Source organism: Streptomyces sp. NPDC001292, assembly GCF_042896465.1.
In the GTDB taxonomy this organism is placed as follows: Bacteria; Actinomycetota; Actinomycetes; order Streptomycetales; family Streptomycetaceae; genus Streptomyces.
Window position 1 is genome coordinate 147,013 of the sequence record NZ_JBIAXG010000015.1, and the last position, 10,360, is coordinate 157,372.

General features: G+C 69.3%; 14 protein-coding genes and 1 pseudogene. 8 read left to right on the top strand and 7 right to left on the bottom strand.

The genetic code is table 11. The features are described from left to right. Positions 1-62: 62 nt before the first annotated feature. The 8 genes from ACFY4A_RS18350 (at position 63) to ACFY4A_RS18385 (ending at position 5,536) form a co-directional block, all read left to right on the top strand. A complete protein-coding gene (locus tag ACFY4A_RS18350) occupies positions 63-272 on the top strand; it encodes a hypothetical protein (protein ID WP_055493664.1) in 210 nt (69 codons plus the stop codon). Further along, on the top strand, positions 256-771 hold the full coding sequence (locus tag ACFY4A_RS18355) for a DUF6879 family protein (RefSeq protein ID WP_055493665.1): 516 nt from the start codon (positions 256-258) through the stop codon (positions 769-771). Before ACFY4A_RS18350 ends, ACFY4A_RS18355 begins: the two co-directional genes overlap by 17 nt. Next, positions 768-1,601, top strand: a complete 834-nt coding sequence (locus ACFY4A_RS18360) for a helix-turn-helix transcriptional regulator (protein WP_061915928.1) — start codon at positions 768-770, stop codon at positions 1,599-1,601. Before ACFY4A_RS18355 ends, ACFY4A_RS18360 begins: the two co-directional genes overlap by 4 nt. A gap of 412 nt (positions 1,602-2,013) precedes the next feature. Beyond that, a complete protein-coding gene (locus ACFY4A_RS18365) occupies positions 2,014-2,151 on the top strand; it encodes a hypothetical protein (RefSeq protein ID WP_006143122.1) in 138 nt (45 codons plus the stop codon). Positions 2,152-2,165: 14 nt separating this feature from the next. Continuing rightward, on the top strand, positions 2,166-3,353 hold the full coding sequence (locus tag ACFY4A_RS18370) for a JmjC domain-containing protein (protein WP_366841716.1): 1,188 nt from the start codon (positions 2,166-2,168) through the stop codon (positions 3,351-3,353). Next, positions 3,350-4,255 (top strand): aldo/keto reductase, encoded by a 906-nt coding sequence (locus ACFY4A_RS18375; RefSeq protein WP_390830436.1) that lies wholly within the window; start codon positions 3,350-3,352, stop codon positions 4,253-4,255. Before ACFY4A_RS18370 ends, ACFY4A_RS18375 begins: the two co-directional genes overlap by 4 nt. After that, positions 4,236-5,090, top strand: a complete 855-nt coding sequence (locus ACFY4A_RS18380; protein WP_366841714.1) for a hypothetical protein — start codon at positions 4,236-4,238, stop codon at positions 5,088-5,090. Before ACFY4A_RS18375 ends, ACFY4A_RS18380 begins: the two co-directional genes overlap by 20 nt. A gap of 176 nt (positions 5,091-5,266) precedes the next feature. After that, positions 5,267-5,536 carry a hypothetical protein gene (locus ACFY4A_RS18385; protein ID WP_366841713.1) on the top strand — a complete coding sequence of 90 codons (270 nt, stop codon included), beginning with the start codon at positions 5,267-5,269 and terminating at the stop codon, positions 5,534-5,536. Positions 5,537-5,656: 120 nt separating this feature from the next. On the opposite strand, the gene ACFY4A_RS18390 is transcribed toward ACFY4A_RS18385, so the two are convergent. The 7 genes and pseudogenes from ACFY4A_RS18390 to ACFY4A_RS18420 form a co-directional block, all read right to left on the bottom strand. Further along, positions 5,657-6,352, bottom strand: a complete 696-nt coding sequence (locus ACFY4A_RS18390; protein WP_390830437.1) for a hypothetical protein — start codon at positions 6,350-6,352, stop codon at positions 5,657-5,659. Between the two features lie 82 nt (positions 6,353-6,434). Beyond that, positions 6,435-6,890, bottom strand: a complete 456-nt coding sequence (locus tag ACFY4A_RS18395; RefSeq protein ID WP_366841711.1) for a hypothetical protein — start codon at positions 6,888-6,890, stop codon at positions 6,435-6,437. 83 nt (positions 6,891-6,973) lie between these two features. Then, positions 6,974-8,695, bottom strand: coding sequence for a relaxase/mobilization nuclease domain-containing protein (locus tag ACFY4A_RS18400; RefSeq protein WP_390830438.1), 1,722 nt, complete (start codon positions 8,693-8,695; stop codon positions 6,974-6,976). 59 nt (positions 8,696-8,754) lie between these two features. Further along, entirely contained in the window at positions 8,755-9,273 is a 519-nt protein-coding gene (mobC, locus tag ACFY4A_RS18405) for a plasmid mobilization relaxosome protein MobC (protein WP_390830439.1), read from the bottom strand. Positions 9,274-9,386: 113 nt separating this feature from the next. Then, positions 9,387-9,620, bottom strand: a complete 234-nt coding sequence (locus ACFY4A_RS18410) for a hypothetical protein (protein WP_006143111.1) — start codon at positions 9,618-9,620, stop codon at positions 9,387-9,389. 89 nt (positions 9,621-9,709) lie between these two features. Further along, the gene (locus tag ACFY4A_RS18415; RefSeq protein WP_055493674.1) at positions 9,710-9,901 is read right to left on the bottom strand and encodes a hypothetical protein; all 192 of its coding nucleotides are present in this window, start codon (positions 9,899-9,901) and stop codon (positions 9,710-9,712) included. Continuing rightward, a pseudogene (locus ACFY4A_RS18420) lies at positions 9,898-10,360 on the bottom strand (hypothetical protein); the annotation flags it as partial. The gene ACFY4A_RS18415 and the pseudogene ACFY4A_RS18420, both read right to left, overlap by 4 nt.

Genomic DNA, 10,360 nt, shown 5'->3' on the forward strand with positions numbered 1-10,360 from the left:
CCCGGCCCCCTCTAACGTCATGGGCAGGCGGCCCAATCGGGGCCAGAGCAAGGGGGTTTGGCATGTCCGAGCGTTCGGCACTCACCCGGCTCACGGGCAATGGCAACGGCGAGTGCGGAGAGAAGGACTGCCCGAACGTGTACCGCACGGCCGCGGGGTCGTTCGTGGTGCAGGGTGACGTGTCCGACGCCTTCACCCCGCCCGCCGGGGAAGGGCTTGTGGAAATCCCGGAGGCGGTTCTCAGGGAGGCGTTCCGTGCACTTGGATGGTGACGCCTGGAACGACTGCTTCGATTCCATGGAGCGTGAGGCGTGGAGGCTGGAGACGCTGCCCGTCTACACCATGCCCCAGGAAGCGGAGAAGCTGAAGCGATTCCTCGCCGGGGAGAAGTCGCCGGACGATTACACATCGGCCTGGATGGATGAGGTCCGGCAGTGGGCCTCGGAAGGAAAGAGAGTCGGCAGGGTGCACGTCGTGACCCGCCCGCTCTCGGACTACCTTCGGTTCGAATTCGAGTACTACTACCGGCACCACGTGAAGGCGGGCGAGGATATCCGTATCCTCGACCTCACCGACCGGGAGAACCCGGGACTTCCAGATCAGGACTTCTGGATGTTCGACGAGTCCAAGGTGGTCCTGATGAACTACCGGGCGGACGGGACACAGATAAACCGGGAGCTGTACGAGGGCGACCCGGAGCCCTACCGGCAGTGGAAGCGGATTGCCATTGCCAAATCCGTGCCGTTCCTGGAGTACGTGAGCAGCGGGTGACGTTCGATCCTGAGCAGCTCGGGCAGCCGAAACAGGAACTGGCGGCCCTGCTGAAAGAACTACGCAAGCGAGCCGGCCTCACTGGGGACCGGCTCGCTCGGCGTTGCAACATGTCCCAATCGAAGATCAGTCGGATCGAGAATGGGAAAGTTCAGCCGAGTCTGCTGGATCTGGAAAGGATCCTCCGGGCCGTGGTGGCTCCGCCCGAGGTCATCGAGGAGGTCGTTGCCCTCGCGAGGCTGGCCAACACCGAATGGCAAGACCTGCGCTCGCTCCGGCGTAGGGGCCTGGAGAAGAAGCAGACTGAACTTGCCGCCCTTGAATCCTCGTCCACGGAGTTCCGCTTCTTCCTGCTCTCGATGATTACAGGACTGCTGTCCACCCCTGAGTACATCCGCGCCAGCCTTGCCCATTCTCCGGCCGATGTCACTAAGACGATCGCGAGGAAGCTGGAGCGGCAGGAGGTTCTTTACGACACGAAGAAGCGGTTCACTTTCATTCTCACCGAGCAGGCTGTGAGGTGGCCACTCCTGCCCCCGGCTGCGATGGCGATGCAGATTGACCGGCTGGCCTCACTGACCCACCTTGCGAACGTGAAGCTCGGCGTCATCCCCATCGCGGGATACAAGCCCATGGCTCCGATGGACACCTTCACCATCTATGACGACACCCTGGCCACCGTGGAGAACACCACCGGTGTCGTGATCCTGAGAGATCCACGTGACATCGAAATGCACTTGGAACTGTTCTCCACGCTTGAGGGTTATGCGCTGTTCGGGGACGAAGTGCGAGCCTTGTTGGCGGAGTGGTCCGCCGCCTGCCGTTCATGATCTTTAGTCCATGACGGGAAAGAACTACACAGCCGTCGCTTTGTAGGCCAATGATTTCCCCCATGGCAGCGACCGGGCGAAACGAAAAGTGGGTCCGCTACGGCGTGGGGTGGCGGCTGGGGTACCGGCGGAGGTTCGGCCCTGACGCTGGTGTGCGCTCATGACGACCGGGTGCATGACTCTCCGGGTGTCATACGACGGGGGCCGGATGTACGACTCGGTGCGCATGGTGCGGGTGAACCACCGCAACGCAGTGATCTCGGGTTCGCCGACCAAGTCCCCGCCGTGCGGGTGCCCGCGGTGCACGGGGCGCCCGTCGTCGCCAAGGTCGGCGTCCGCCGCGCTCGTCGCTGTCCCTTTGCTTCCTGCCGGAATCCCGGTGGGAGTCCCCGAGAAGAGAGAGGTAAGTCCGATGGTGGAAGAGAACACCACGTCGGCCGCCCCCGAGGGGGGTGGACTGCTCGTCGCGAAGCGGAAGATCGTGGCCGCGCGCACGCGTGCCGAGCAGGAGTCGGACGTCAGCAGTGGCCGTTCCGACGGCAACGACTGACGGGAGCGCCCACGTTGCGTGATGCAGCCTCGTGGGCGGGGCGTCTGGGCGGGGACAGGTTCCTCGCCCAGACGTACCACCGCTCGTACGCGCACTTCCCCGGCGTCGCCGACGTGGCGGGTCTGTTCTCCTGGGACGACCTGAACCGGATCATTGCCACGCAGCGGCTGGAGCCGCCCCGGCTGCGCCTGTCGGCTGACGGCGAGATGGTCCCGCTGCACCGCTACGCGATTCCGACAACGAACCGCCGCGCGGTCACCTGGTCCCGTATCCAGCCGTCCGACTTCCACGCCCAGCTCAGGGATGGGGCGTCACTGGTCCTCGACGCGGTGGAGAAGATCCACCCCGCCGTGGGGGCGGCTGCGGAGGGGCTGGAACGCTTCCTCGGGACTTCCGTGCAGGCCAACGTGTACGCCTCGTGGACCGAGCGGGAGGGCTTCGGCCGGCACTGGGACGACCATGATGTCGTCGTGGTGCAACTGCACGGCTCGAAGCGGTGGCGCCTGTGGGGAATGACCCGTGAGGCGCCCACCTTCCGGGACGTGGAGTCACCGGAGGAGCCGGAGGGCGACCCTGTGGCGGACCTCGTTCTGTCCCCGGGCGACGTGCTCTACCTGCCGCGGGGCTGGTGGCACTCGGTCACCGCCGATCAGGGGACGGAATCCCTACACCTCACGTTCGGCATGGTCCCGCACACCGGCGCTGACCTGATGCTCTGGGTCGTCGATCAGCTCCGGGCGTCCCTCGCACTGCGCAGGGACATCCCGCGCTTCGGCTCGCTGGCGGAACAGTCGGACTTCATCGACGCCGTACGACGTGAGGTGGCCGACATGATGGCGGACCCCCGCCTCGTGGAGCGGTGGGCGGAGTCGATCGACACGACAGACCTGGGCCACGCGATTCCGTCCCTGCCCTACGTGGACGGACTCCCCGCACGGAGAGAGATCACGGTCAAGCTCACCGCTCCGAGAGGTCGCCTGACGGCCAACCGCGAACAGGGCACGGTCACCTTCTCCGCGGCGGGTACCGCGTGGGACTTCGCTGAGTCCGCGGCGCCCGCGCTGGGCGCGCTGCTGACCAACCAGCCGACCACGCTGGGGGAGGTGGCCGACTCCGCCGGGCTTGAGGTCAAGGAGGTGGCCGAACTGGTCTCCGTCCTCATCGCCGGCCACGCCGTCGCAGTCGTGGGGACGGCGCTGTGACCGCCACGCTCTGCCTGGGGACATACCGCGTGCGTGCCGTCAGTCAGGCGGCACGCGCCGCCCTGGCCGCAGGTAGCCCCTGGGTGGACACGGCACCCAACTATGGTCGTGGTCAGGCGCATGAGGAGCTGCGCCCGGTGCTCGGGGAATACCCGACCGTGCGGGTAGCCACGAAGACGGGGTTCTTCACGGAGGAACAAGGCCGCAGCGCCCTGGCTGAGGGCGTGCTCACCCGGAAAGAGGCGGCCGGTAGGCACAGCCTTGAGCGAGGCTTCCTCCGCTGGCAGACGGAGCGGTCCTTGGCCGCGCTCGGGCGCGTGGACTTGGTGTTCGTGCACAACCCAGAGCACCACGGGCACGGCCTTGACCGCGCCGCTCTGCACGGGCGTGTGCGGGAAGCCTTCACGGCGCTGGAGGAGTTCGCCCATGCGGGCAGGATCGGTGGGTACGGCGTCGCCACTTGGTCGGGCCTGACCTCCGGAGCGTTCAGTGTCGCCGAGTTGCTCGCGCTCGCACGCCAGGCGGCTGGTTCCGCCGAGCATCACTTCACGGGCATGCAGATGCCCGTCAGCCTGATCATGGATGCCCCGATCACACAGGCCCTGAACGGCGGCGGACCACTGGTACAGGCGAAGGACGCCGGGCTGATCACGTTCGGCTCTGCGCCCCTGCACGGCGGCGAACTCCTCGACGCCATGACACCCGAACTGGTGAACCTCATCCGCCCCGGCCTGTCGGCCGCAGCCGCTGCCATGCTGGCCGCTGGCTCGTGCCCCGGCCTCGATGTCGTCCTCACCTCCGCGAGCACCCGCGAGCACTGGGACGATATGGCCAAGGCTCTGGCTGCGCCGCTGACGGCCCAGGAACTCAGGAGGGTGACGGATGAACTCGCCGGTGAATGAGGAGGTACGAGCCCTGATGGAGGCAGCCCACGACCGGGCGGCCAAGGCACTGGGCCTCACCTGCACGGGTCCGCTGGCGTGGGGCTTCCTCGGTGTCACCCTCGGACGCCGAGCGGAGGACCGGTGGCTACGGGTGAGCCGGACGGCGAAGAGGAACGCGGGTAGGAAGCAGGGGGAGGGCATCGTCGGGGCTTCCCAGCTCCTACCCGAAGGCGTCCCGCGCCCCCGCCTGCACGGGGTGCACGACTGGACTGACGGCGAGTGGGCCTTCGAGGCCGAAGTCCTGGACTACCTGAGGCAACCCGTGGTGTCCCCGGACAGAGCCGACATCGACCACGATCCGGCGCTGCCTGACGAATGGTGGGCGAACCTTCGCCAAGCCCTTGCCCTGCTCGCTGAAGCGGAGGGTGTGAAGACGACCGTCCGGGACGGATGGATCGAACGAGCCTTCCCCCAGTTCCTCGGCATCCCGGCCCCCGCCAAGGTGGAGCGGGTGACCGGTCACGGTGACCTGCACTGGGGCAACCTCACCGCCGAGCCCCTGTGCCTGCTGGACTGGGAGCGGTGGGGCCTGGTGCCCTTCGGCTATGACGCGGGGCTTCTCCACGCCAACAGCCTGCTTGTACCCGACGTAGCCGCCCGCATCCGCAAAGAGTTCGCGGCCATCCTCGACACCCCCGCCGGTCGAATCGGGGAACTCGCGGCCCTGGCCGAGATGCTGCAAGCCGTTGCCCGTGGCTGGTACCCCGACCTTGCGCCCCACCTTCTCGCCCGAGCGGAGGCACTCACGGGAGTGCGCCCGCCCGTTCCGGTGCACTCCGAGGTGAGCGCCTGACTGCGCCCCTGTGCGCCTCTCTCAGGCCCTCTCTGCCAGGTGGCGAAGAGGGTGGCGTGGTGGACTCCTAGCGCCTTGGCAATGTTGGTGACGCTCTCGCCCTTGTCGCGTCGCGCACGGGCTATGGCCAGCTTGCTGTCCCCACCCGGCCGCGGGCATCACCGGAGGACCCAGCGTTGTCGGACCGGAGACTGTCGTACCGGCTGTGGACGGCCGTGAGCTCCTCACCGGCGACCAGCAGGCTGCTCTTGGTGGAGGGCAACCTTGTCGGTCGATCGCACGTCGCTGTGGACGTACACCTGCGGGCCTTCGCTGCGGATGCCGGCGTCACGGGCCTGCAGTACGAGGAGCTGCGAGCTGTGTACGAGGAGGCCGCCGCTGCCCTCGGACACGAACCGGGCGGGATGGAGCACGCGGTATGGCGGTTCAAGTCGAGGGCCGTCTGACCCGCCACCCTAGGCCGGCCGCTGCTCGGCGACGCCCAGCACGCTCACCCGGATGCTCTGAATCCTCGGATCGACACGGCGCCCTCGACCGTGGTGGTCGAGGGCGCCGTTGCGGGCGCGTCAGCGGGTTGCTGTCGCCTTGGCGAGGGCCTTGTCGAGATGCTGGCCGACCAGGGCTGGCGCGCCGGAGACGATGAGGAGCAGGCTTCCCTCACGTATCGCGGTCTGCTTGACGACGCTGTCCTGCCCACCGGAGGTGAAGGTCATCAGCTGGCTCCACTGCTGGTCGCCGAGCCGGGGCGCGGTCGTCTTCTGTGACGTCACGTTGATGGCGGTGCTGCCGGAGACGACTTGGTAGGTCGGGCAGCCGGTCATGGCGTCGAAGATCCGATCGATGCCGTCGGACAGCTTCGTGGAGGTGTCGCTGTACAGCTCCTCGGAGACCTCCGAACCGGCGCTGCCGCCGGTGTAGGTGAAGGACACCTTCGCCTTGTTGGGGAAGTCGAGGGAGCCGCTGGCCGCCGCGTCGCCGCCCAGCTTCTCCAGGGCGGGGCAGCCGGTGACGGTGACGTCGTCGTGGCTGGAGGTGTCCTCCGGCTTGCGGGTGTAGTCGGACCCGAGGTCGCTCTCGTCGAGCAGGCGGGGCTGAAGCGCGGCCGACGACAGCGGGGCGTCGCTCTGCTTGGTGGTGGCCGGGTGGTCTGCGGGGGCGGAGGACGGGGAGGTGGACTTCGCCTGGCTGGTGCCGGCGGAGCAGGCGGGCAGGGTGAGGGCGGCGGTGAGGCCGAGGGCGGTGATGGTGAGGCGAACGCGCATGGGTGAACTGACCCCTGTGGTGCTCGGTGACGGTTGGACAGTGCGGGCCCGTGGGCCCGAGAAGGGGTCGAAGGAGTGGAGGTCAGCGGTGGCCGAGGTGCCGCAGGCAGTCCTCGAACGTGGCGTGGATGGCATCTCCCGGGCCGGAGTGTCGGTTGAACCACGCGGTGTCGAGACGGGTCTCGTGCTGCTCGTGGCCGGCCTGGCAGCGCAGCCAGACCTGGTCGTGGGTGGAGAGGATGAGCCACTCGCGGTAGGCGCCGCACTCGGCGCAGGCGACGACCTCGCCGTCCAGGACGACCGGCCACGGCCAGGGCATCACCCGGCCGTCGAGCTGGTCGTGGCTGGGGACGCGCAGCTCCGGCGGGAGGAAGTCGTCCACAACCGGCGCCGGCTCCGCGAGCTGATGCTCCTCCTGCATCTGCAGGACCGGCGGCACCTGGTCGGCCATCCGCAGCCACGCCTCGCACGCTTGGCGCTGCACCTCACTGAACTCTTCCTCTTTCGCGCGGCGGCGTCGTCGTATCCGGTGAAACACCCGGTGTCCTCCCTCGTCTCGTCCTGCACGCGTCATGATCGTGCGCGAAGTCCGCTGACCTGTTCAATTCACAAAGTCCACAGTCACGACCGGCCACGCCCAGGCCGGGCCTGTCCGGGGATGTGCTGCCCGGCGCGCTGTGCCGAGCGCTGTGCGGCGTGAGCGTCGGGCACCATGCCGGCGGTATCCGCAGGCAGGTCCGCTGCCCGGCGCAGCCGCCACACCAGGACGTCGCTGACGGACTCCGCCGTGTCCAGCTCCCGCCGACCCGCGGCGTCGGCGAGCAGGGCGGCCGGGTCGTGGCCGGCGGCTTCGGCGTCGGCGAGGGTGGCGGCGAGCGCGTACCAGCCGGGCTCGGCGAGGATCTGCTCGGCCAACTCCGGCAGCGCTGTGCGCAGCACCGTCGTCTGCCGCTGCCGCAGCGCCCGGCCCAGGCGCCGGCCTCGCTGGTAGAGGGCACCGAGGGGTTGGGCGGCGGCGGCCTGGTAGGCGGCGCGCAGATGTTCGGCGGCCTGGCGGGCGGCGGTGGCCTGCTGGGCGTGGTTCTTCTTCGCGTGCCAGTGGGCGGCGGCGGTGATGAGGAAGAACAGCATGTCGATCGCCATCGCGGTGGTCGCGCCGTCCTCGCCGCGGCCCAACGCCGGACCGCTATAGACGAGGTCACGGGCGGCCTGCCGCAGCGCTCGGTCGTGGCCACGCTCGGCGCGGACGTGGGAGCGGGAGGCCCGCTCGAACGCGAAGGCGGCGTCACGCAGTTCGCGCCTGGTGCGGGCCGCGGAGGTCTTCGCAAGCGCGTCCAGGACCTCGCCGGCAGCGGCAATGTACGCGGCGGCGATGGCGTCGTCGCCGTGCTCGATGACGAGCACCGCGTTCCACGCGGCCGAGGCCGTGCGTCGGCGGGCGGCGGCCGGGTCGCTCGGCGCCGCAGGGGCGGGCACATCTGCCGGTGTGGCGTCCTGGTCGCGAGTGTCGGCGGACCAGCGCTCCCGGATACGGGGCAGGGAAAGATCGGGGGCCAGGCGGGCGCCGGGGTAGAAGACCGGTTCGCCGTCCTTGTTGCGGTCGTCGGGCAGGGCGACCTTGTAGCCGAGCAGGTCGCCGGAGTGGGCGACGCGCTTACGGATGATCAGGCCGGCGGCGGCCAGCCGGTCGAAGAACTCGGTCTCGCTGCTGGCGCCAGCCACCGCGCGGCGCACGGTTTCGCGCAGTTCCTCCCGCGCGGTGCGCTCGCGGCCCTGACGTTCGGCTTTGTGGCGCTCGGCGCTGGTGGGGCGTTGGGCCGCGGTGCCGTCGCCCTTGTTGAGCCGGCGCAAGCCCAGCTCCGCTTCCAAGGCGCGGGCCTGGGCCTGGGCGCGAGCGGCGTCGTGGTCGAGGTCGGGCTTGTAGCCGTCCTCACGGACGAGCGTGGCGACGATGTGAATGTGGTCGTCGGCATGCCGGACGGCCACCCACCGGCAGCCCGCGCCCTGTTCGGGGTAGTCGATACCGGTGGCGGCGACCATCCGGCGGGCCACCTCGCCCCACTCCTCGTCGGTCAGGATCCGGTCCTCGGCACTGTTGCGGACGGACAGATGCCACACGTGCTTCTTCGGCCGGTCAGCCTGGTCGATGTTCTCGACGGGTTGGTCCAGGAGCTGCTGGAGCTGCTTGAGGGTGGCAGACGGGTCGCGGCCGGGGTCGGGAGCGTTGTGGTCCCACGAGGCGACCAGGTGCGGGTCGATGTGCTCCTCGTGCTTCCCGGGCCCGTAGAGGTAGTAGAGGAGACCGATGGTGCGCTGCCCGCGCTTTTGTATCCGGGGGATCATGCTGCTGTCCGAGGTCGTCGCTGGGAGTGGCGGGATGCGGGGCGGTAAGGGGAGCCAGCTCAGCGCTGCTCCAGCAGTCGGTCTGTGGCTGCCTGTACGCGGGTCACGGCGCGCTGGACCGCCGCGACGACCGCGTCGATTTCCGCTGGCTGGCCGCCGGAGTTGATGGCCCGGGCTATCTGGTTGAGGTTGTTGCCGACTTGTCCGAGGTGCCGGCGTGCGGCGAACAGCTCGGCGATCAGCTCGCGGTGGCCGGCGATGGCGGCGGCGGTGCTGTCGAGGTCGTGAGCGGCGGCGAGCCCGCTGCGGGCGAGGAAGCCTGGCAGGCTCGTACGGGTCGCGGTGGCGGCAGCGCAGAGCAGGGTCTTCTCGTCGCCGTTCAGGCGGACGCTGCAGACGTAATCACGCTTGTGCGAGGGCGGCTTGGGCGAGCGCTTGCGCGAGGTTCTCTTCGCGGCGCGCGGCTTGTGCAGTGAAGGCGTCTCCTCCGGCTGCGATCCGCCCTCGGTCGCTGTCTCACGGACCAGCACCCCCCGGTGCTGGTCCGCTCTCGCCACCCCCGGGGCGGGCTTGGCCAAGGCGCGCTTCCCCGACGGGGAAGAGTGTCTTGGCCGATAACTTGCTCGCCCCGAGACCGAGTTGGAGTTGGGAGCAGGTTCCGGGGCGGTGCCGGTCTGGGTGGGGTTCGTCATCAGGATTCGGGCCTCGTGGAGCGGGTGTGCTGTTGGATGCTCGCGGCCAGCGCGAGGACGTCGGCCGGTCCCGTAAGGACGCGGACGGATCCTTCTGAGTGGCCCTGGACGAGCCACTGGCCGGTAGGCGCGAGGACGGCGGCGTGCAGGAGTCTCCGGCGGACCAGGACGTCCGCCCAGGCGCTGGCCTCGACGACCGTGGCCTCGGATGAGCGAACAGGACGCGGAATCAAGGCGTGTCTCCTCAAGCGGGGCGGGTGGCCCCGGCACGGAGCCGGGCCCCCCTTTGCGATTAGGGGGCCTTGAGCGGGGTTTTGCCGGTTCAGCCGCACTCGGGGCAGCGACCGACGTGGCTGTTGAGCGCGCGGGCCATCCGCTGCTTCGTCGAGGCAGCCTGCTTCGCGCTGGACTTCGCCGCCGGCCTGCCCTCGTGCCGCTTTGAGTGGGCGAGCATGAAGCCGATCTCCCGCTCGTACTCCGCACGGACGGTGTCGAACTGGTGGCAGGTCTTCATCGGGCGGAGCTCCTTGTCGTCGTGGTGGCGTCACTCCGCAGTTCCTGGAGGACGAGGCTCAGCCGGTCGTTCCGGCCGCCCTTCAGGCCCTCACGGCGGAGAATCTCCCGCAGCTGGACCCGGGTGACGGACTCGTTGCCGTCCCGTTCGAGCAGGGCAGAGACGTGCGGACGGACCTGCTGGACGAGCTGGTCCACCGACTGCTCGAGCTCCCGCGGCGCGCGCTGCGTCTGCGGGCTGCGGGACCGGGCGCGCTTCCCCTTGGTCTTAGTCCGGGGCTTCGTGGCCGTCTTGCTCCGCAGAGGCACCGTGTGTCCGCGGTCCCCGGTGGGCTCGGTCCCCGTGTCGGTGTCGTTCGGTCCCCGGTCCCCGGTGGGCTCGGTCCCCGTGTCGGTGTCGTTCGGTCCCCGGTCCCCGGTGGGCTCGGTCCCCGTGTCGGTGTCGTTCGGTCCCCGGTCC

Excerpts from the sequence above, each read along its gene's own strand:
- ACFY4A_RS18350 (WP_055493664.1), top strand. The coding sequence starts at position 63 with ATGTCCGAGCGTTCGGCACTCACCCGGCTCACGGGCAATGGCAACGGC.
- ACFY4A_RS18365 (WP_006143122.1), top strand. The coding sequence starts at position 2,014 with ATGGTGGAAGAGAACACCACGTCGGCCGCCCCCGAGGGGGGTGGACTG.
- ACFY4A_RS18380 (WP_366841714.1), top strand. The coding sequence starts at position 4,236 with ATGAACTCGCCGGTGAATGAGGAGGTACGAGCCCTGATGGAGGCAGCC.
- ACFY4A_RS18390 (WP_390830437.1), bottom strand. The coding sequence starts at position 6,352 with ATGCGCGTTCGCCTCACCATCACCGCCCTCGGCCTCACCGCCGCCCTC.
- ACFY4A_RS18400 (WP_390830438.1), bottom strand. The coding sequence starts at position 8,695 with ATGATCCCCCGGATACAAAAGCGCGGGCAGCGCACCATCGGTCTCCTC.
- ACFY4A_RS18415 (WP_055493674.1), bottom strand. The coding sequence starts at position 9,901 with ATGAAGACCTGCCACCAGTTCGACACCGTCCGTGCGGAGTACGAGCGG.